Here is a 21,355-nt window from a genome sequence, read left to right as displayed (position 1 = left end):
CAGTCACTCACAGAGTTCTAATTCGATCACCGTGTCCGGCGATTCCTCTACCGAAAAAGAAAAGCATTCCGGTGTCCCGTAATTCATAAATGCGTAGCCGGGAAATTCTTTCGCCACCCAGGGTGTCATCAGCTGCATTTCAAATCCGTCGGATAAGCGTCTGGCTTTTTTAATCCTGCCCTCGAGTCCCGGGAGAGCGATTGGCCCGATGCTTTCTTCCATAATATGGGCATAGATCTTGTTGCCGTTTCTGGTATACCTGCCCCACTCGGGTTTCTCTAGCCCGGACATTCCGCAGCCGCAGATGCTCTTTTCGTTTTTACGCATCCAGCGGCCCACTTCTTCCAGTATCTCCTGCTGCCTGGCCGGTATCTCGCCCATGGCATCCGGTGACACGTTGACAATCATATTTCCATTCTTGCTGGTGCATTCCACCAGTTTGCGGATGATCTGCCCGGCGCTTTTATAATGGAGATCGTTCGGAGCGTATCCCCAGTTATTATTTAACGTAAAACAGGCCTCCCAGGGAATCGGGCGGCCCAGAGGCGTCTTAAGCCCCTCCGGCGGAATAATCATCTCCGGACAGGCGAAGTCGCCGGAAAACACCGTAGGCTCGTCGGTCATAACCGACCCGTAATTCTCTCCGTTCGCCTCCAGCCTGCCGTTAATGATAATATCCGGCTGCAGTCCCCGCACCATGCGCAGAAGCTCCTCCCCGTTCCAATCCTCTCCCGAATGCCCCTCATAAGAAAAGTCGAACCAGAGCAGGTCGATCTTCCCGTAATTTGTCATCAGTTCCTCCACCTGGCGGTAAAGATATTCCAGGTACCGGCTGAACTGATGGGACTTTCCTTTATACTCCTCATGATTCCGGTCCGGATGGTACATATCCCCATACGCCGGGTAATCCGGATGATGCCAGTCCAGGAGGGAATAATAAAATCCCACCTTTAATCCCTGCGCCCGGAATGCGTCCGTAAACTCCCTGACCAGATCCCTTTTACAGGGTGAATTCGTGCTTTTATAATCCGTACAGGCGCTGTCAAACAGGCAGAATCCTTCATGATGCTTCGTGGTCAATACCGCGTATTTCATACCCGCCCGTTTGGCCAGCAAGGCCCATTGCTCCGGATCAAAACGGGCCGGATTAAACTCCCGGGCATAAGCCTCGTACTCGGATTGTGTAATCTGCTCGTCGCTTTGCACCCACTCCCCCCGTCCGGGTATGGAATACAGCCCCCAGTGTATAAACATTCCAAAACGGTCGTGTAGAAACCATTTCGTCCGGGCTTCCCGTTCTTCTATCCCCGTCATTTTCTCATCCTCCTGATTCGTTTATTTATATTATTGTTGTACGCCATACTTGCCGTCTGCCCCCAGGCTCTCCCCGGTTGACCGGATAGCCCTAGTGAAACATAATTAGCCCTCGGACACCGCCGAAGTCACATCAGAATCGTTAAGGATGGCTCGCTGCGCCTTGTCATGCGGGTGTTCCACCCGTCAATCTATCGCCTTTTCTGAGCCCACTTAGCCTTTCACCGCTCCGGCGGTCAGCGATTTCACAAAGGTCTCCGAGAGCAGGCAGAATACAAGAATCGTGGGAACTACCGCAACTATAATAGCGGAAAACATCCCGTTCAAATTTTTGGAATAAGCGGTGGTGAACTGTCCCAGCAGCGCCGGTATGGTCATCTTCTCCTTGCTTTTAAGAAGGATGGAGGCGAAATAGAATTCATTCCAGTTATTTAAAAACGCCATGATCGCCGCGGTGGACAAACCCGGCTTCGCGATCGGTACAATGATCCGGAAAAAAGTGGAGGCATAACCGCATCCGTCCATCCTGGCCGCCTCCTCCATCTCCCTGGGAATCGTGAGGAAATAGCTGCGGATGATAAAAAAGGTCACCGCAATCCCCAGGCCCGAGTAGATAAAAATTAACCCGGTCCGCGTATCCTTCAGTCCCAGATTTCCCAGCAGCCGGTAGATCGGAAAACTGATCGAAATCGATGGAATGAACAACGTCGCAGCGAACATCGCCGTTATCAGTCCCTTCAGTTTGAACTCAATTCTCGCGGATATATAAGCCGACATGGCCACAATCAGCACGCTGACCGCTGTAGATATAACCGTAATGAGGATACTGTTCAGAAAATAGGTTTGAATATCCAGTTTGGTAAATATGGTGATATAGCCGTCCAGTATCCATTCATCCGGCAGCGACAGCCCGCCCGGATTTTTCTTAAAGGAAGAGAGAAATACCCACAAAATCGGATAGACAGACAGGAATATCACAAAAACGATCAGCAGATATTTTCCCAAGAACCCCCATATGCCGCCCTCCCTCCCTGTTTTGCGCGCTTCCATTATTTTCTTCATCGCTGTTCCCCCTCCTCAATCCGCTTTATTCGTACGGAATAGTTTGTTGATCGCGCCCACCATGAGGATTCCCAGTATGAATTGAATCACTCCGGCCGTATTTCCCCTGGCGAAATTAAGCTTCGTGCTGCCAAGCGCCGTCTTGTAAATATAGTAACTCAGGCTGTAGGTGGCGTTATCCGGTCCGCCGCCGGTGATCAACGCCACCTCGTTATACAGCAGCAGGCCATAGTTCGCCGCCATCACTGCGATGGTCCCGATCATAGGGCGAAGCAGGGGCAGGGTAATTCTCAGGTCGATCTGAACGGACGAGGCGCCGTCCACCCTGGCCGCTTCATAGATTCCTGGATCGATGGAAAAGATCTGGGTCAGCAGCAGCAGGCACAGGGAGCCGCCGAACAAGATGAAAGAAAATGTCACTCCCCAGAACGCGAACTTTTCATTGGCCAGCACGCTGATATTAGAGCCTGGCCATATTTTATTACAAAGCTCCGTGATGATTCCCCGGGACGGACTGTAAATATTTAAAAAGATCAGCCCGATGGCTGCGGTGGAAATGATATTCGGAATGACAAACACATTTCTCGTAAGCTTCCATCCCTTTGGTTTCTTCGACAGCACGAGAGCTACCAAAAGGGTAAAGGGTACCTGGATCACCAGGGTAAGCGCCACCCATTTTATCGTGTTCACAAGCGCCCGCTGAAAATTGGCATCTACGGTAAACAGCTTAATATAATTGTCAAACAGCTGTCCAAATCCCAGAAACTCCGGGCTTATAAAGTTCTTGTAGTTCCATTTGCAAAAGGATGTAAAAAATATATTCACCAGGGGATAGGCATAGATGACGATAAACAGCAAGATCCCCGGTAATAAAAATACACAGATAAAACCATTTCTTTTTGTGAGCCATTTTCGTTTTTTCAAGCCCAACCCTCCCAAAGCGGTACAAGGCTGCTCCTCCGCAGCCGGCCGGCCGCATGCTGCCGGTCCCGGAAGAAACAGCCCGGTTTTTCATTTTCCATCAGTTACCTGTCCCACTCCAAACAGGAGGGCTTACTCCGCCGCTTCCAGAAACTGGTCCAGCTCTTTCACCACATCATTCACCGTCTTGGAACCATCTTTTAATCCCGCGTATTTTGCCTGGATCTCTCCTTCCGCATCCCCGAAGGTATTGCCCCATCCAAGCGCCTGGTAGTCCGCATTCTGGCACAGGCCGCAGGCTTGGACCAACAGTTTTGCGTCCGCCGTATCCACGGAATCCGCCAATGTCTTATAATCCACGGCCGTGCTGGGAGCCATTCCGATACCCGCCGAGATAATACGGTTGGCAATTTCCTCACTGGTCATATATTTTATGAACTCGATGCATGCCTGTGTCTGCGCTTCGTCCAATTTAGACGATACGACAAAACCGGTCCCCCCGGATAACAAGGATGCTTTCTTGCCGGCCTCATTGGTCGGGAATACCGCCGGCCTGATGTTCTCAGCCCCTGCCTTGCAGTCCACGGAGCCGCCCGCATCCCATACGCCGTTGAACAGCATCGCCGTGTTTCCCTCGAAGAAGTCGGTGCGGTACTGCTCGTCATCGTCTCCGCCGGGGCCGAAGTTGGCAGCGTCGATCTTCTGCAGCGCTTTTGTCTGAATAAAACTTAAAGTCTCCTTGAAGGTGGGATCATCAAAGCTGGTCACCTTCCTTCCGCTCTTATAGAACGTTCTGCAAGCGTCATCTCTCTGGGAATATGCTGCGGCCAATATATTCGTCGGCCATCCGGCGTTCAGGCCGAACGGTGTGATTCCGGCCGCCGTCAGCTTCTCCACTGCCGCATCAAAATCCGCCCAGGTCTGCCACTGGTCCGGCGAAACCGCGCCGGCTTTGTCAAACAGCGCCTGATTATACCAGAAACCAACGCCTTCGATCTGCTCTCTGACCGAATAGATCTTGCCATCCTCTGTCAGATTCTGATCATAGCAGACCCCCACGCCCGCTTTAAACGCCGCGTCCTCATCCAGATAGGGCTTCAGATCCAGTATCATATCCGCGTTAGCCGCCACCGGCACGATATCCCAGCCGCCAAAATCTGCGATGTCATAAAATTCCCCGGCGCTGATATCGTTCAGAGCCGTATTATAAATCCCTTCCGCTCCGCTCTCATCGGCGACGATCACAAAATTAAACTCATCCTTATGGGCATCCGCAAATTCCTGATAGATCTTGCGCATCTCCCCCGCTGCCGCCCACTCTGATTCGTCATGATAATACCCGTGGGTAAAGGTAACCGTTGGCAGCCCGCCGTTTTTATCCCCTTGCTCCGATTGATCCGCCGGTTCGGCATCGGTATTCTGTCTCTTATCCTCTCCGGCCGACGCCTGATTATCCGCCGTCTCCTCCGCCGGTTTGCTGCCGCACCCGGTCAATACCAGGGCCGCTGTCATAGCCGCCGCTAATGTAACGCTCAGAACCTTCCTGAATTTCATATAATCCTCCCTTTCTTTGAATCCTGCAGATCCATCCTTTCGTTTACAAGATTACTTTAACAAACGGGAGGGAATATCTGAATAAACAGAAGCCGCTAAAATGTGATACATTTTTTACCGGCAGCCACCGAAACGATGTAAAAAATGCACTTATTTTACTGCGGCATCCTGTCCGGTAAAATAAGTGCATCTATCGGCTGTTGGGGGACATGTCCATTTCAATTTGGGACATGTCCCCAATCATTCGCCGCGCTGTCCGTTCAGCCCGTTAACCAGCCGGAGCCTGCCTTCTTCGGTCAGGCAGGCCTGCGGAAGCTCAACTTTCAGGAAATCCACCGCGGCGGCATCCCATACCGAGCTGATGCTTTTAATCTGAAGGTCTGCTCCATGAGCTACCTCCAGTGCATTGCCCAGCAGCGGATAGTCTTCCCTGATCATGGCGTTGTCCACATTTGGATTCGAGGGGGCCTGGCCCGTATCTATGGCCAAACGGTTCTGTACCTTTGTACTCAGCATATATTTCAGGAATTCTACACTGGCCTTCCTGCGCCCCGGATCCGGATTATCGTAAACCACATATCCGGAGGACGGAGAGATATAAGATAGGGAAGCGCCGCTTTCCGTGGGATAAGCGGCATAACCGATCTCCCCCTCGATACCGGTACCGCGGAAAATATCGCTCTCCCAGACTCCGTTAAAATAAATCACGCTGCGTCCGTCCAAAAACGCTTGTCTCGCATTGTCAATGTTGTCGACATCCTGTGAGTAAGAATAGAGACGCGCTGCGTCCTGCAGTGTCCGTTTAAAAGAAGGGGTATCAAAATCAGACGGCATAGCCGAAGCCATAGCCAAGCCTTCCGGGGAAGCCCCGGCCAGCCGGGCCAGCAGGAAGTCTTCCACCACCTGGATATCCTCCAGCGCGAACACGGACATACCGGAACTCTGCTTCTCACACCAGGCATCCAGCCTTTCGCAGTCCCCGAAGAACTCCTCCCAGGTATCCGGCAGTTTCACGTTTCCGTCTGCGTCCGTGATCCCGGCCTCCCGGAAAAAAGACGCGTTGAACCAAAACCCCATCACTTCCAGCGCATCCGGAAGCGTATAGAGCTTCCCATCCTCCGTAGTCCAGCTTTCTAACACGGAAGGATGGATGGAAGCCTTAAGTTCATCATCCGCTTCTATGTAGGGCATCAAATCCAGCGCCATCCCTTTGGTCACCGCGTTCTGCACAAAATAGGACAGGCCGTTGGTGCTGACCACATCCGGCATCCGGTCCACCGCCAGCATATCATTGGCCTTTTCCACTGCGATGGTGCTGTCGGAAGATGCCTGCTCCTTTAGGATAACATCCGGGCGGAGTGCGGAAAATTCCTGATAAATTTCCCGCACCACTTTGTGGGTCTGCGCAGTGCCTCCCCAGCCGTGGACCACTGTAATCTCCACCGGCTGCACCTCCTCTTTTCCGGCGCAACCGCCGGAAAAGGTCAGACCGATGATGATAAGGACGGCACACAGCCATCCTGTATATTTGAAACGACCGCTTCCTGATTTCACCCTTGTTCTCTCATCCTCTGTATGGTTTCATTGGCAATGGAGTAGATTTCCTCCGGATCCACACCGATAGCGAAAACCCCGTCTTCGTACAGGATACGCCCATTGATCATGGTCATCTTCACATTACTCTTGCTTCCGGAGTATACCAGGTTCTTGGTTATATTGTTAATCGGCTGCATATTTGGCTGATGCAGGTCGATCATAATCAGGTCCGCCAGCTTACCTTCCGCCAGCGTATCGCATTCATCCAAATGCATCGCCTTGGCGCCGCCCACAGTAGCCATATAAAGAACATCGTTAGCATCCAGCGCGGACGCGTCATCCAGTCTAAGCTTCTGGAGGGAGGTAGCCATGAACATCTCCCGGAACATATCCAGGCAGTTGTTGCTGGCAGGCCCGTCCGTTCCGATTGCCAGCCGGATGCCCATGTTCATCATCCTTTGAAGCGGAGCGATTCCGCTGGCCAGCTTCGCATTGGACGCCGGGTTGGTCACAACGAACATGTTGTGGTCACGGAATATCTCCAGATCCGCCTCAGACATATGCACGCAGTGATAACCGCCGCCGCCGTAATCAAACATCCCTAAACTATTCAGAAAAACGGTAGGCGTCATCCCATAGCGTTCCAGGCATTGATCCACTTCCGGCCGGCCCTCGGAATTATGGGTATATACCGGCGCGTGATGTTTTTTCGCCAGCGCCGCAAGCCCTTCCAGCAAGGAACGGTTCGTCGTATATTCTGCGTGGAAGCCCAGCTGATAGCTGATCAGCTCGTGATAAGCGTTGAATTTCAGATATTCCGCCTCTTCCTCTTCCACCGTCCCGCCAAAATCGTTCAACCCATTGGTCAAAACCGTACGAAATCCCGTGTCCACGGAAGCCTTCGCGATCTGATCCCGGAAAAAATACATATCGAAGTTAGCGGTTATACCGCTGGTCAGGTATTCCATAATCGCCAATTTCGATAAATGATACACATCCTCCGGCGACAGCTTGGCCTCCATGGGAAACACCTGCCTGTTCAGCCATTCCAGCAACGGAAGGTCATCCGCATAAGATCTTAAAAAGGTCATGGCAGAATGGGTATGAGCATTTTTAAACCCGGGCATCAGCAGGTTCTTCTTACAGTCGATCTCCCGGTCCCACGTAACCATATTCTCCACTGCGTCCCTATCCTTACCCGTCCCGATATAGACGATCCGGTTGGATCTCACCCACAGTTCCCCTTCTTCGATCATGAATCCATTTTCCATGGTCAGTATCCTAGCATTATAAAAGCGTGTGTTCATAATTCTCCTCCTTCTTTTATCTGATCCTGACGTCCCAGGTTCCCCGGCCCGAAGCCCATAGGGAGCAGATCTGCCAGTTTGTAATCCATCATCTGAACCGCTGATTTTACCAAAATAATAAGAAATTCCTCCGGATCACAAAATTCCATCATAACCTGCCTGCATACTCCGCAGGGCGGGCAAAAGTCATCCGGTTCCTCCGCCCCAGGCCCTCCGGCGATGGCAATAGCCTCAAATTCCCTCTCCCCCACACTCACCGCCTTAAAAAACGCAGTCCGCTCCGCGCAGTTAGAGGGGCCATACGCCGCATTCTCTATATTACACCCGGTATAAACCGTCCCCGACTTTCCAAGCAAAGCTGCGCCCACACAAAAGCCGGAGTAGGGAGCATAAGAATACTCTCTCGCTTCTAAAGCCTGTTGGATAAGAAACTCCCTTTTCCCTTCCACCGCATTCATATTTTTACTCTCCATTCTCTCCTTCTCCAAACGTTATCTCCTCATTTAGCATATCAATACCTATGCGGTAAATCAACCATAGATTAAAAATTCTGTTGACTATAAATCTACTGCAAATACTATGTTACCATTTCCAGTCAATGATAGCAAATAAGTAAATACATAAATAAGTAATTTAAATAAGTAATTACATAAATAATATCCGGCCAATCCCCGTAAAACAGCTACTCCTACCCTATCCCACGCAGCAAGACATCACATTCTATCAAAGCAGAAAATAATGCCATGTATGAAAGCACAAAAGGCAGAAACGGGATTTTTCGGTACCAAGCGGCTTATCCCGTGTATTCGAAGCGCTATGGCCAGATCTTAGAAAACTTACACAGAAGCTGAAAAAACCTCGCAGGGTACCCGGAACGGTTCTTCCTTGGGTTTGGGCAGTTTGGACAGGCCCGCTGCTTAAAGCTGGGCACAGCGGCAGAATCCGGGGTTACTCCCGGCGGCCGGGTACTTTTGTGTCTCTCTGGGAACGCATAGTGGCGGCTGAGCCTCCGCTTAGTGGAATCGAAAAGACGGGGCAGGATGCACGGCGGACTTCACGTCCGACGGGCAAGAGCCTATTCACCGGGGCTGTCACATTAACTTAGCGTTCTTTCTGGGGGCTTCGTATGGCTGCTGCTTAGGGTTTGGAACCGCGGGCGGTATCCGGGGACGCTCCGGGCGGCCGGGTACTTTTGTGTCTTCCTGGGAGCGCATAGGGCGGCTGAGCCTCCGCTTAGCGGAATCGGAAAGACGGGCAAGAGCCTCTGAACCGGGAACACATCACGTGTTCCTGGTGAATAGGCTCGGTTCCTGAACCCGGCTTTCCGATTCCACTTAGCGGAGGCCAGCGCAAGCCCTCCGCGCTCCCAGGAAGACACAAAAGTATCCGGCCGCCCGGAGCGTCCCCGGATACCGCCCGCGGTTCCAATCCCTAAGCAGCAGTCATACGAAGCCCTCAGGAAGAACGCTAAGTTAGTGCGACAGCTCCTGGTGAATAGGCTCTTGCCCGTCGGACGTGAAGTCCGCCATGCATCCTGAACCCGGCTTTCCGATTCCACTTAGTAGAGGCCAGCGCAAGCCCTCCGCGCTTCCAGGGAGACACAAAAGTACCCGGCCGCCGGGGGTAACCCCGGATTCTGCCGCTGTGCCCAGCCTTAAACAGCGGGCCCGCCCAAACTGCCCAAATCCAAGGAAGAACCGTTCCCACCCCATCAGCGTTTCCCCTTTTCATAGACTTCTCCCAAAGCCCGCGGTGCCTGGTTATTCCCGGAAAAGAACACCAGCAAAAGCAGCGTCAGCAAATAGGGCAAAATCATGACCAGATCCGCATAAGCGCCCGGCATCTGCAGCAGAAGCACGATCTCATTGCCTCCGGAGCGGGCGAATCCGAACAGCAGGCAGGCGCCAAGGGCGGGAAGGATCTTCCAGTTACCGAATATCATGGCCGCTATGGCTAGATATCCATATCCCGCATAGATGGCGGAAGAAAAACTAGCCGATATCGAATACGCAAAACACATACCCGCGAATCCGGACAGAGCGCCGGACACCAGAACAGCCCAAAGCCGTATCCGCTCCACACGCACTCCCGCCGCATCAACCGCCTGCGGATGATCCCCGCAGGCACGCAGCCGAAGCCCGAATCTGGATTTATATAGAATGAACCAAGCAATCACGGCCAACAGAACAATCCATATCTCAAACAGATAAAGATCCTTAAATACAACGCCCAGCACCGGGATATTCGAAAGCACAGGTATCGTGATACGCATGGAGACCCCCAGTTGGAATTTATCCGAAGGCGCGCCCGTCAGCAGCGGGTTCAGCTGTTTCGTCAGATAGGCGGTGACTGCCATCGCCAGAATATTGATCACGATCCCACTGATTACCATATTGGCCCGAAAACGGATACACAATAACGCATGCAAAAGAGAGTATACCGCTCCGCCGGCCATAGCCGCCGCAAACGCCAGCAAAATCTGCGGCAGGGAACCGGGCTTTAGCACGTCGGCGCTCATAATCACAAACAAAGCTCCCGTAAAGGCCCCGACGCCCTGAAAACCTTCCAGCGCCAGGTTCGTGATTCCGCTCTGTTCGCTGTATATTCCGCCAACGGCCATAATAAACAGGGGCAGCGCAAACGCCAAACCGTCAATGATCATCCTGTTCATACCGACTGCTCCCCCCTTCTGCCTTTCCGCCCCTTCTCCTCCGTATTCGGTCCGCACTCCTTCAGACGGTTGATTCGGTATCTGATATAGCCGGTGCAGGCACTGACCAGCAGCAGAATTCCTGTGATCACCGAGGCGATCTCTCCCGGCACCCCGGATCTGGAACTCATATACGTATTTCCTTTTTCTAGAATGGATATGAGAAAAGAAGACAAAATCACCCCGGCCGGATTCGAGTTTCCCAGCAGGGCCACGGCTATGGCGTCAAACCCGACAGCCGGCAGCACCTTAGGCCGGATGGAGCCGAAATATCCCAGATAGTAGGTAACTCCCGCCAGACCGGAAAGAGCTCCGGATAGCATCATGGCCAGCACCATATTTTTACCCACCTGCATCCCCGCGTATCTTGCCGCCTCCGGACTCTTCCCGGCCGCCCGGATCTCGAACCCGAATGTGGTACGGTTCAGGAGAAACCGAAGCAGAAACGCGATACCGATGGCCAGCAGTATGCCAAGCGGTATATCGATTTTCATTCCTCCTGCCGATACATCCAGCAAGGTCAGCCTGGAAGCCTGTGTTACCGGGGCGGACTGTCTGGACACGGGATTGATATACCACATGTGGATGCAGAAGCTGACCGCATACAGAAGGATATAGTTCAACATAATGGTGGATACCACTTCATTTACCCGGAACCGGTATTTGAGCCATCCCACCAGACCTCCGGACAGCATCCCTACAGCGATTCCCACCAGCAATACCAGGAATTTGGCGGTAAGTCCGGACAGGCCGTCAGCATACCCGGCCAGGATGGATGCCATGAAACCGGAAATCAGCATCTGCCCTGATACTCCGATATTAAACATTCCAGCCTTCAAAGCCACAGCCACGGCCAGCGAGGCAAACAGCATCGGCGTCCATGCATTCAAAAATCCGGTAAAGTCCGTAAAGCTGTTTTTGTAAGCCGCATAGGAGGGCTTCGGTAATATGCCGCAGCCCTGCAGCAGGTTCTGATAGGCGTTCACAGGATTTGCGCCGGTCACTGCGATAATAACCATGCCGAGCAAAAGACTTAGAAAAACGGCAAAAAGAGGGAGGGTAATAGGTTGTGTCTTTTCATTTCCCAAGAGCAGGATAAGCCCTCTTTGGATGAGGTGTTTTCCCTTTTTCATGCACCTTTCACCCCCATCATGTACGCGCCGATCTGATCGGCGGTCAGGCTTTTTGCATCCGAGATTCTGGTCATGGTGCCATTATATATGACTCCGACAGTGTCCGAAAGCTTCATGATCTCATCCAGTTCCAGGGAGATCAGCAGAATGGCCTTCCCCGCCTCCCTCTCTTTTAGGATCTGCCGGTGTATTTTATCAATCGCTCCGATATCCAGGCCTCTTGTAGGCTGAACAAATATCAGCAGCGGGTTCTGCAGGTCAATCTCCCTTCCAATCACGGCTTTCTGCTGGTTTCCTCCGCTCATAGAACGTACCAGAGTCCTTTTTCCGCGGGCGCTTCGGATATCATAGCGTCCAATCAATTCCTCCGCATATCTGCCGATCTCATCCGGATTCAGTATTCCCCTGCGCGAGAACGGTTCCCTGCCATATTTCTTCAGGATCAGATTATCTGCCAGTGAAAAATCCAGGACCAGCCCGGTGGTCTGCCGATCCTCAGGGATATAAGAAAGACCGGACACAATTCGCCTTTTCACATTAAATTGGCTGATATCCGCGCCGTTCAGATAAATGCCGCCGTCCTTCGCTTTCAAAAGGCCCGCAATGGCGTCCGCCAATTCGATCTGTCCATTTCCCGCCACTCCGGCCACTGCGAAAATCTCACCGCCGCGGACGGAAAAGGATACGTCCCGGACAACCGGAAGATGATTTTTATTTTCCACCGTCAGATGTTCCACCCGCAATATCTCCCGGCTTACCTGAATTTCCTTCTTTTCCATTGGTTCCGGCAGCTCGTTTCCGATCATCAAAGCGGCCATCTCTCTTGTGCTGGTATCTTTTACATCCCGGACAGCGGTCAGTCTCCCGTGATTCAATACGGCGCACCGGTCGGCAATCTGCTTGATCTCCTCCAATTTGTGTGAAATCAGTATAACCGTCTTCCCCTGATCCTTTAACTCCCGGATAATCTCTAGAAGGAACCGGATCTCCTGAGGGGTTAATACAGCGGTGGGCTCGTCGAAAATAAGGATTTCCGCCCTGCGGTACAGCATTTTCAGAATTTCCACCCGCTGTCTGGCTGACACATCCATATCAGATATCCGTTTCGCAGGATCGATCTCCAGGCCATACTTGTGAGACAAATCCCGGATCTGCTGCTCCGCCTGCTGTTTGTCAAAGCATGGTAAGGCGCCAAAAAGTCTCTTGACCGGTTCCGTCCCCAGTACAATATTCTCGGCAGCCGTAAAATTCTGCACCAGTTTAAAATGCTGATGAACCATACCGATATTCAATCCGGCCGCTTGATTTGGGGAAGTGATCCGCACTCTTTCTCCACGAATCCAGATCTCCCCATCATCCGGCTCATACATCCCGAAAAGCATACTCATCAAAGTGGATTTCCCCGCTCCATTTTCTCCCAACAGCGCGAAAATTTCCTGAGGGCGAATCTGAATGGTAACATCATCGTTGGCTACAATTCCAGGAAATCTTTTGGTAATATGCCTCATTTCCACCATATACTCCATCCCGGGGCCGCTCCTTTTTTCCATGTTATTGCTTTTATGTTATTGTTCTCTTTTGTGAATTCTATGATTTTAGATTTACAGAATTTTCGATTTGTATTCTTCTGATTTGTATTTCTTCAAATTTCACTTTTTAGAAAAAACGCAGGGGGCAGCCGCTGTCCGTGTCTGCCCCCATTGGTTATATAGATATTCCTGTCATTGTCGTACTGCCGTATCAAGTCCCGGAAAGTCATCCGGCGTGTTACTCCCCGTATAGGACGGCGGAACGATTGTCCCGTCCTTGACTTGGTTATAGACCTGCTCAAGTTTTGTTATCGTGTGGCCGGAAAGCTGATGCCGCCCTTTTTCGGACACGTAACCGGTGGAATCACTGTCCGCCTTTAACAGATTATTTCCTCCCTGAAAGGTACCATCCGCTATGGCATTTAACTGCTTCTCCACATTTTTATCCATGATCTTTAGCGCTGAGGTGAGGACAATATTCCGCTCCCCATTGACGCCGTCATCGTATTGATCCACATCACAGCCGATCACCTTTACATCCCCCGCCTCCTTGGCCGCGGTAAATACGCCGTTTCCCGCTCCGCCCGCCGCCACGAAAAGCACATCCACTCCCTGGGCGATCAAAGCCTGCCCGATCACTTTTCCCTGGGCCTGGTCGGAAAAGCTGCCTGTATAATTACCGCCGATATTCCGGTTCGTCACATCGGTACCGGCGTATGCGGGAATTTCCACATATTCCGCCTTGGCCCCCAGGTTTTTAACCGCATAGTTCACCCCGGCTTCGAATCCGTATTGATAGTTGACGTTGGATGGAAAAGCCACGCCATTGACTACAGCCGTCTTACCGGTCTTTGTCTCCAACGCCGCCGCGACGCCTGCAAAAAAGCCGCCCTCCTGCTCCGCGAACTGCATGGCGTAGACGTTCGCAAGCTCTGTTTCCTCCCCGTTCGCATCCGTTGGATAGGAGTCCACCAGGATAAATTTTACATCCGGGTTATCCGCGGCCAGCTGCCCGATGCCCGCGAACTGGAAGCCGGGGGCTATAATCACATCATAGTCGGCGGCGATATCGGCCACCGCCTGTACGGATGCGGCATTGTCACCGGTCGGTTCATTGACCGGCGTGACGCCGGAATCCGGATGGGTATTCAAAAATGCCTGCACACCCTCGAAATTATTTTGATTAAAAGAGCCGTCATCCACACCGGTGGGGCTGGTAACGATCGCGATTTTCAAGCCGTCCTCCGCGTTATTCCCGGTTTCCGGTGCAGCCGGTTCCTGCTTCTGACTGTCGCGGCAGCCGGTCAGAGCCATCAGCACACATACCGCCAACACTCTCAAGGGTCTTTTCATAATAATCCTCCTTTTTGTGAAGCGGAAAAATACGGAGCCGGCGTAAGTACCGGATTCTAGCTATGGCAGAGGAGCATCAGCTCCTTTTCTTTCTGAACACTTCGGCAAGGCTGTCCGTAAAAGGAGGATAGCAGATTCCTTCCTCCGTCACTATGGCCGTGATCAGGGTATGATCCGTAACGTCAAAGGCCGGATTGTAGCATTTCACCTCCGGAAGCGCCATGGGCTCCTCATAGAACTTCGTCTTGATTTCATCGGCATCCCGCAGCTCTATGGTTATGTCTTCCCCGGACGCACAGTTTAAATCAATGGTGGAGCTTGGACCCAGCACATAAAGTGGTATCCCGTAATGCTTCGCCAGTATCGCCACGCCGCTGGTCCCGATCTTGTTCGCCGTGTCGCCGTTGGCAGCCACCCGGTCGCAGCCCACGAAGCATGCCTGTATCCAGCCGTTCTTCATCACCAGGCTTGCCATATTGTCACAGATCAAGGTCACATCGATACCGCTTTTGGCCAATTCATGGGAAGTCAGTCTGGCCCCCTGCAGGAGCGGCCTGGTCTCATCCGCGAACACCTTAAAATTCATCCCGCGCTCTTTTCCCAAAAATAACGGGCCCAGCGCGGTTCCATATTGGGATGTGGCGAGAGGTCCCGCGTTGCAATGGGTCAGGACACCGTCTCCGTCATGGATTAGGGAGAGTCCGAATTCCGATATAGCCCGGCACATCCGGATATCCTCTTCCTGAATCATACGGCTTTCCTGTTCCAGCAGTTTCAGGATCTTTGAAACCGGGAGATCCGAATGGGAAGTGACCACATTTTCCATACGGTTCAGCGCCCAGCTTAGATTTACCGCGGTCGGGCGGGAAGAATCCAGATATTCTTTATATTTACGGAATTCCTCTAAAAACCGGTCATAATCCTCCGTTTCAATCTGTCTTGCCAGCACATAGATACCATACCCCGCACAGATTCCGATGGCCGGGGCTCCCCGCACCTTCAGTTCGAATATAGCCTCATAGAGATCCCCAGCCGTGTGGAGTGTCAGATACTCCTCCCTGTTGGGCAGTTTCGTCTGATCTATGATGATTACATTTTTTCCGTCTTCACTTAATTTTACATTTTCAACGTGAGTTATTTTTTCCAGATTTTCCAATCCATTTTCCTCCTTCTTAAGTATCCCCATATACGGCGTCATTATTCGGCCGGCTATTTATGGATTATTCGTTTGAAAAGGATTGTTATAGAATTTCTTTGGCAATGTTTACGATGGATGAGGTGATCAGCTTCTTAAACATCGGCGCCTTGCGGTCCGCCATCTCCTGTACCTCTTCATGGGTCAGCGGCTGTTTGGCCGCGTCGGCTGCCTGGTTGGAAACGCAGGAGATACCGCATATCTTCATTCCCATATGATTGGCCGCCACAGCTTCACAGGCGGTGCTCATGCCTACGGCATCGGCGCCCAGTATCCTGCACATGCGCACCTCCGACGGGGTCTCAAAGTTGGGCCCGGTCAGCTGGATGTAGACTCCTTCCTGGAGCGGGATATTCTGTTCCAGTGCGGTCTGTTTGATGATCCGGCGGAGCTTGTAATCGTAGACGTCGCTCATGTCGGGGAACCTGGTGCCCAGCTCATCGATGTTGGGGCCGATCAATGGAGAGGGGACGAAATTCAGGATATGGTCCCGGATCAGCATGAAATCTCCGGCCTGATAGTTGTAGTTGATACCGCCGGAGGCGTTGGTCAGGAATAGTACCTCGGCTCCCAGCATCCGCATAAGCCTGGTGGGAAGTACAACGTCGGACATGTCGTAGCCTTCGTAGTAATGGACACGGCCCTGCATGATAACGACCGGTACGGTTTCTACATAGCCGAAAATGAAACGGCCTTTGTGGCCGGGCACGGTGGATACCGGAAAGCCTTCGATATCGGAATAGTTAAGGGTTGCTTCTACCTGGATGCCTTCGGCGTAATCGCCAAGGCCGGAACCCAGGATCAGCGCTGCTTTGGGCTGGAAGTCTATTTTGGATTTTACGCTCTCATAGCATTTTTGTAATTTTTCGTATACTTGGTTCATGGTAGGTCTCCTTTGCTTTTTTCTTATCTGTTATTGGGGTTTGGGTTATTCGTGCCTGTGCTCTTCGGGGCGCTTACGGGGACAGGCACATTCCGCCGTTCGTCTGGGGCCGGCCCCGCCGGTGACGGAATGAGCCTGTCCCCTCTTAGAAGTAGATGATTTCTACACGGTGGCCCATCTGCTCTACCACGGATTTGAGCTGGCCGATGAGATTCATGCGTAGATCCAGATCCATGGTGGCATCGTAGGCCTGATTGACGGCTTTGCCTACGAAGAGCTTTAGTTCCGTGCATTCCTCGATCAGGATCTTGGCCAATCTGGCGGCGCCGTTGTCCTCGTCCAGGGCAAGGAAGAAGTCCACATCGACCTCATCTCTTACATATTGTCTTAAAAGCTTCAATGCTTTATTCATCGTAATGATTCCTTCGGTAACCAGATCCATCCCTTCGATCTCTGCCATAGGCGGCACATCGCTGGAAGTGTTCTGGATCTGCGTGACGACCGGTTTGTCCAAATATTTGGCGGCGATATTCGCGCTGGTGCCGCCGCACACGACTTTACAGCCGGCTTCGCTCATGAACTGCTCCATCAGCTTCCGGTCATCATCCGGATCCTCCGGCGGACCGGTAAAAATACTGACCAGGCGTCTGGGAATAACTCTGGTCACACAGACTGTAGTGTCGTCCCCGGGTTTTTGCAGATAGAGATCGTCACAGGCTTTGCTTAGCATGGCCGTGAGCCTGGAAGCCGACGTGGTGGTTTTCATACATTTGAGCGCATATTCGGCCATACTGTCTCGGGTCCAGCCCAGATTCAGAATCTCACCGGCCCCCGCATATACTACGCCGTCGCTCATCAGCACAAAGCAGTCACCCATCTGCACCTGGAACCGCCATTCCCGGATATCCTTTCCCTCCAGTTCCCGGTGCGTGAAGGGGATATCCATCAGTTTTTTATCCCGGATGAGTACACATTCCGGGTTGTCGAACTCTACCAGATATCCTTCCCCGTTGTGGAAAATCTGCAGTATACTGAATGTGGCGTAGGCCACCTTCCGGACCTGGCAGATCGGCAGTGTCTTAACGATAGTCTCCACCGCATCTTCAATGGACGCCCCGTTCTGGAACATGGTCCCCAGAATCTTAGAGGTCAGCGTGGCCAGAATATTGGCCTTGACCCCGCTGCCCATTCCATCCGCCAAAATGGCGATATCCGAATCCGCCGTCTTGATGATTTCGACTTTATCCCCGCACAGCTCTTCATGAAACTTATTTAAACTTTTATAGGAAACTTCTACGCTGACATCCATGGCTTTCCCCCTATTCTTCCTGACCTTCGAATAAGATCGAATCCCGAAGCTTCGTCAGTGTGACCTTGGTCTCAGCCGTAGTCTCACCCAGCAGTCCGGCGATCTCCTGGGCAACCATCATCTGCTTGTCGATAACCTTCTGGGCCATTTCCACCGTCTCGACCTGGAGCTGGTAATGCTTTTTCTTATTATTTTCCTCTTCCGTCACATCTTCGAAGATTCCAAGGACCGCATCCTGCTCTTTGACGTACACTAACGTCTGGGTTGTATAAATACCCAGATCCTCGTAGGCCACCCGCTTATGTACGATCGGCTCATGCGTGTCGTAGACATACAAGAAATCCGTATGATCAATCAGTTCGAACAGATATTTCTCCACCGCCACGGATTTACTCTGTTTAAACATCTTCTCCGCCGCTTTGTTAAATTCCATAATCCGCATATCCTGATCGACAACCAGGATCGCGTTCGGAGTCTGCTCCATCACCGTGTTTGCCATAGAATTGGCTTTGTCAAAGGCATAGGGCAGGCACATGCCAAGCTCAGCTTTTTCCTGGAATACCGCGATCGCCTTCTCCCGGCAGGAACCATATCCGCAGGCCCCGCAGTCCAGCTCGTCTTCTCTGCTGTATTTGCCGGTCTTGCGCAGTATACTCCTGATTTCCTCTTCCGTCGGCATTTTTTCCTTCTCCACCCGGGAGTAGAACTGCTTTTCCAGATCTACCTCCGGCGGTGCCTCCGGATAGTCCGGACTGACATACTCGATCTGTTCCTCGATATCCAGCTTAGCCTTAAACCTGGAAACCTCCATTTTGCTGATCGCGGGGCCCTTGATACAGCCGCCCTCGCAGACGTTCGCCTCGATAAAGCAATGCTCCAGTTCTCCATTCGCCATACCGCGGAACAGATCAATACAATTATCCAGTCCGTCCACAAACAGCTTGCGGTAAGTGTCTTTTCCGTTCTTGGCCACCACCGAAGTCATCACCCCGGAACTGACCGGATACAGACGGTTTACCTTCGGATCCGGATTATCCATAGGAGAGGGATCCAGCGCCTTTACCTCGATCCCTTCCTCCTCCATCCACTGCTCGGCCTCGGAGAAATTGATCACCGCGTCGATCCAGCCGGAAGTCCGCTCATCCAGCTCCGCTTCCTCCTTTTTGGCAATGCAGGGGCCTAAAAAGACTACCTTTGTATTCATCCCCAGCTGCTTTTTGATCAGCATGCCGTGGGCCACCATCGGCGATACCACCGGCGCCATATAGGGGGTCAGATCCGGAAAATATTTCTCAATCAAATCGTTGACGCTGGGACAGCAGGTGGAAATTACATTCTTCATGCTGCCCTCCTCCAGAATACGGTGATAAGCGTTGGTCACATAGGCCGCTCCCTCGGCAGTCTCCCGGATCTGTTTAAATCCCAGCTGCTTCAAAGCGGTAACCACCTGGCCCGGATGGGTGTATTTCATAACCCCCAGATAGGACGGAGCAATCGAAATAACCGTTTTCTGGCCCTGTCTTAAAAAGCTCTTCACCCGGTCCAGATCACTGGAAAATGTCTTGGCATTCTGGGGACATACCTCCAGACAGTGCCCGCACAAAATACAGTGCTCGTTCATGATCTGGGCCTGTTCGTTCTTGATCCGTATCGCTTTTACCGAACAGGACCGGACACATTTGTAACAGTTCCGGCAATTGGCTTTTTGAAAATCAATGACGTTCATGTGTGGCCTCCTTAATCGTTTATAAGAATCCAAATGCGGCTGCCAATCCGGCAGCCGCATATTTTATATCCTTAGTTCACACTTCTCTTCACATAGCTGGTATGCAGAATTTCATGAGCCTTATGGCTTCCGGGCTCTCCCAGGTACTCCGCGTACAGCTGTTTGATGGCCGGGTTCTCATGAGATTTCCGGATCGGTTTTCCGGCATCCGAATCGTACAGGACCTTTGCACGCAGCGCGCGGATATCGGTAAAGTTCCGGACGGATGCAGGCTGCTGGGGCTGTCCGCCGCCGTTTACACAGCCGCCGGGGCATCCCATAATCTCGATGAAGTGGTAATCCGCTTCGCCGTTTTTCACCTTCGTCAGCAGTTCTCTGGCATTGCCAAGGCCGGAAGCCACCGCGATCTTCACATCCATACCCGCTACGTTGTAAGTAGCTTCCTTGATTCCCTTCGTTCCGCGAACATCGGTAAAATCTACGGACGCCAGTTCCTCTCCGGTCAGTGTTTCCACTGCGGTACGAAGAGCTGCTTCCATAACACCACCGGTAGCGCCGAAGATCACGGCAGCGCCAGTGGATAATCCCAAAGGCTCGTCGAAGTCCTCATCCGGCAGATCCAGGAAACGGATACCTGCGCGTTCGATCATCCTGGCCAGTTCTCTTGTGGTGATGGCGATATCTACATCCGGTACGCCGGCTGCATCCTGGTCGTCACGGCCGATCTCGAATTTCTTCGCGGTACAGGGCATTACGCTGACCATAACGATATCCTTCGGATCGATTCCCATCTTCTCCGCATAATAGGTCTTCGCAATCGCGCCGAACATCTGCTGAGGAGATTTACAGGAGGAGAGGTTCTCGGTCATATCGGGGAAATAATGTTCACAGTATTTAATCCAGCCCGGAGAACAGGAGGTAATCATCGGCAGAACTCCGCCGTTTTGTACACGGTCCAGGAACTCATGAGCCTCTTCCATGATGGTAAGATCGGCGCTGAAGTCCGTATCAAACACTTTATCAAAGCCCAGACGGCGAAGGGACGCCGCCATCTTGCCTTCTACATTGGTACCGATCGGCAGGCCGAAAGCCTCTCCAAGAGCCGCGCGGACCGCCGGAGCTGTCTGCACCAGCACATGCTTGGAAGGATCTGCAAGCGCTGCGAACACGTCATCGGTAAAGTCTTTTTCCCGTAATGCGCCCGTAGGACATACGGCGATACACTGGCCGCAGGATACACAGCTGGTTTCCCCTAAGCCCATCTCAAACGCGGAACCAATGTTGGTGACAAAACCGCGCTCGTTGGCGCCGATCACGCCGATTCCCTGCACATTCGCGCAGACTGCAACGCAGCGGCGGCAGAGGATACATTTATTATTGTCACGGATCATGTGGGCTGCGGAATCATCGATATCGAAATCCTGCATTTCTCCCTCGTACATGTCCTCATTTTCCACCTTCAGGTCTTTACAGAGTTTCTGAAGTTCACAGTCACCGCTGCGGACGCAGGACAGGCATTTTCTGTGATGGTTGGAAAGGATCAGCTCCAATGTTTTCTTTCTAGAGTCCAGAACCTTGGGCGTGTTGGTCCACACTTCCATTCCTTCATTGATCGGGTATACACAGGAAGCAACCAGACTTCTCGCACCTTTCACTTCGCAGACACACATCCGGCATGCGCCAATTTCGTTGATATCCTTCAGAAAGCAAAGAGTAGGAATCTCAATATTGGCAAGCCGGGCTGCTTCCAGAATGGTAGAGCCTGCAGGTGCTTTTACTTCTACACCATTTATTTTTAATGTAATATTTTCCATTTTTGAATC

Annotated in this window: 16 protein-coding genes; all 16 read right to left on the bottom strand. The window is 52.1% G+C overall.

Features of this window, described 5'->3' with window-relative positions; all coding sequences use genetic code 11:
- Nucleotides 1-3: 3 nt before the first annotated feature.
- A complete protein-coding gene (locus tag KTH89_RS03125; RefSeq protein ID WP_238720585.1) occupies nt 4-1,314 on the bottom strand; it encodes an alpha-L-fucosidase in 1,311 nt (436 codons plus the stop codon).
- A gap of 213 nt (nt 1,315-1,527) precedes the next feature.
- On the bottom strand, nt 1,528-2,376 hold the full coding sequence (locus KTH89_RS03120; protein WP_238720584.1) for a carbohydrate ABC transporter permease: 849 nt from the start codon (nt 2,374-2,376) through the stop codon (nt 1,528-1,530).
- A gap of 15 nt (nt 2,377-2,391) precedes the next feature.
- Nucleotides 2,392-3,300: a carbohydrate ABC transporter permease gene (locus KTH89_RS03115; protein ID WP_238720583.1), complete on the bottom strand. Its 909-nt coding sequence runs from the start codon at nt 3,298-3,300 to the stop codon at nt 2,392-2,394.
- A gap of 129 nt (nt 3,301-3,429) precedes the next feature.
- The gene (locus tag KTH89_RS03110; protein ID WP_238720582.1) at nt 3,430-4,851 is read right to left on the bottom strand and encodes an ABC transporter substrate-binding protein; all 1,422 of its coding nucleotides are present in this window, start codon (nt 4,849-4,851) and stop codon (nt 3,430-3,432) included.
- A 240-nt stretch (nt 4,852-5,091) separates the two neighbouring features.
- Nucleotides 5,092-6,405: an ABC transporter substrate-binding protein gene (locus KTH89_RS03105; protein ID WP_238720581.1), complete on the bottom strand. Its 1,314-nt coding sequence runs from the start codon at nt 6,403-6,405 to the stop codon at nt 5,092-5,094.
- Nucleotides 6,402-7,694: an amidohydrolase gene (locus tag KTH89_RS03100; protein ID WP_238720580.1), complete on the bottom strand. Its 1,293-nt coding sequence runs from the start codon at nt 7,692-7,694 to the stop codon at nt 6,402-6,404. The genes KTH89_RS03105 and KTH89_RS03100 overlap by 4 nt, the downstream gene beginning before the upstream one ends.
- Nucleotides 7,691-8,152 carry a cytidine deaminase gene (cdd, locus tag KTH89_RS03095; RefSeq protein ID WP_238720641.1) on the bottom strand — a complete coding sequence of 154 codons (462 nt, stop codon included), beginning with the start codon at nt 8,150-8,152 and terminating at the stop codon, nt 7,691-7,693. The genes KTH89_RS03100 and cdd overlap by 4 nt, the downstream gene beginning before the upstream one ends.
- A gap of 1,253 nt (nt 8,153-9,405) precedes the next feature.
- Nucleotides 9,406-10,365 carry an ABC transporter permease gene (locus KTH89_RS03090; protein WP_238720579.1) on the bottom strand — a complete coding sequence of 320 codons (960 nt, stop codon included), beginning with the start codon at nt 10,363-10,365 and terminating at the stop codon, nt 9,406-9,408.
- The gene (locus KTH89_RS03085) at nt 10,362-11,537 is read right to left on the bottom strand and encodes an ABC transporter permease (protein ID WP_238720578.1); all 1,176 of its coding nucleotides are present in this window, start codon (nt 11,535-11,537) and stop codon (nt 10,362-10,364) included. Before KTH89_RS03085 ends, KTH89_RS03090 begins: the two co-directional genes overlap by 4 nt.
- Nucleotides 11,534-13,063 carry an ABC transporter ATP-binding protein gene (locus tag KTH89_RS03080; protein ID WP_238720577.1) on the bottom strand — a complete coding sequence of 510 codons (1,530 nt, stop codon included), beginning with the start codon at nt 13,061-13,063 and terminating at the stop codon, nt 11,534-11,536. The genes KTH89_RS03085 and KTH89_RS03080 overlap by 4 nt, the downstream gene beginning before the upstream one ends.
- Nucleotides 13,064-13,258: 195 nt before the next feature.
- The gene (locus tag KTH89_RS03075; RefSeq protein ID WP_238720576.1) at nt 13,259-14,419 is read right to left on the bottom strand and encodes a BMP family ABC transporter substrate-binding protein; all 1,161 of its coding nucleotides are present in this window, start codon (nt 14,417-14,419) and stop codon (nt 13,259-13,261) included.
- Between the two features lie 76 nt (nt 14,420-14,495).
- Nucleotides 14,496-15,605, bottom strand: a complete 1,110-nt coding sequence (mtnA, locus tag KTH89_RS03070) for an S-methyl-5-thioribose-1-phosphate isomerase (RefSeq protein ID WP_238720640.1) — start codon at nt 15,603-15,605, stop codon at nt 14,496-14,498.
- Nucleotides 15,606-15,660: 55 nt separating this feature from the next.
- Nucleotides 15,661-16,497: a purine-nucleoside phosphorylase gene (locus tag KTH89_RS03065; protein WP_238720575.1), complete on the bottom strand. Its 837-nt coding sequence runs from the start codon at nt 16,495-16,497 to the stop codon at nt 15,661-15,663.
- Between the two features lie 145 nt (nt 16,498-16,642).
- A complete protein-coding gene (locus tag KTH89_RS03060) occupies nt 16,643-17,806 on the bottom strand; it encodes a SpoIIE family protein phosphatase (protein WP_238720574.1) in 1,164 nt (387 codons plus the stop codon).
- Between the two features lie 10 nt (nt 17,807-17,816).
- Nucleotides 17,817-19,532: a [Fe-Fe] hydrogenase large subunit C-terminal domain-containing protein gene (locus KTH89_RS03055; protein ID WP_238720573.1), complete on the bottom strand. Its 1,716-nt coding sequence runs from the start codon at nt 19,530-19,532 to the stop codon at nt 17,817-17,819.
- A 71-nt stretch (nt 19,533-19,603) separates the two neighbouring features.
- Complete coding sequence (locus KTH89_RS03050) at nt 19,604-21,346, bottom strand: NADH-dependent [FeFe] hydrogenase, group A6 (RefSeq protein ID WP_158342938.1); 1,743 nt, start codon at nt 21,344-21,346, stop codon at nt 19,604-19,606.
- Between the last annotated feature and the right edge of the window lie 9 nt (nt 21,347-21,355).

This window comes from Diplocloster agilis (assembly GCF_019042275.1).
GTDB classification, from domain to species: Bacteria; Bacillota; Clostridia; order Lachnospirales; family Lachnospiraceae; genus Diplocloster; species Diplocloster agilis.
This window is presented reverse-complemented; position numbering and strand designations above follow the sequence as displayed.

Coding starts and splice junctions, on each gene's coding strand:
- KTH89_RS03120 (WP_238720584.1), bottom strand. CDS start 2,376: ATGAAGAAAATAATGGAAGCGCGCAAAACAGGGAGGGAGGGCGGCATA.
- KTH89_RS03050 (WP_158342938.1), bottom strand. CDS start 21,346: ATGGAAAATATTACATTAAAAATAAATGGTGTAGAAGTAAAAGCACCT.
- mtnA (WP_238720640.1), bottom strand. CDS start 15,605: ATGGGGATACTTAAGAAGGAGGAAAATGGATTGGAAAATCTGGAAAAA.
- KTH89_RS03060 (WP_238720574.1), bottom strand. CDS start 17,806: ATGGATGTCAGCGTAGAAGTTTCCTATAAAAGTTTAAATAAGTTTCAT.
- KTH89_RS03080 (WP_238720577.1), bottom strand. CDS start 13,063: ATGGAGTATATGGTGGAAATGAGGCATATTACCAAAAGATTTCCTGGA.
- KTH89_RS03075 (WP_238720576.1), bottom strand. CDS start 14,419: ATGAAAAGACCCTTGAGAGTGTTGGCGGTATGTGTGCTGATGGCTCTG.
- KTH89_RS03085 (WP_238720578.1), bottom strand. CDS start 11,537: ATGAAAAAGGGAAAACACCTCATCCAAAGAGGGCTTATCCTGCTCTTG.
- KTH89_RS03055 (WP_238720573.1), bottom strand. CDS start 19,532: ATGAACGTCATTGATTTTCAAAAAGCCAATTGCCGGAACTGTTACAAA.
- KTH89_RS03090 (WP_238720579.1), bottom strand. CDS start 10,365: ATGAACAGGATGATCATTGACGGTTTGGCGTTTGCGCTGCCCCTGTTT.
- cdd (WP_238720641.1), bottom strand. CDS start 8,152: ATGAATGCGGTGGAAGGGAAAAGGGAGTTTCTTATCCAACAGGCTTTA.
- KTH89_RS03065 (WP_238720575.1), bottom strand. CDS start 16,497: ATGAACCAAGTATACGAAAAATTACAAAAATGCTATGAGAGCGTAAAA.
- KTH89_RS03100 (WP_238720580.1), bottom strand. CDS start 7,694: ATGAACACACGCTTTTATAATGCTAGGATACTGACCATGGAAAATGGA.
- KTH89_RS03110 (WP_238720582.1), bottom strand. CDS start 4,851: ATGAAATTCAGGAAGGTTCTGAGCGTTACATTAGCGGCGGCTATGACA.
- KTH89_RS03125 (WP_238720585.1), bottom strand. CDS start 1,314: ATGACGGGGATAGAAGAACGGGAAGCCCGGACGAAATGGTTTCTACAC.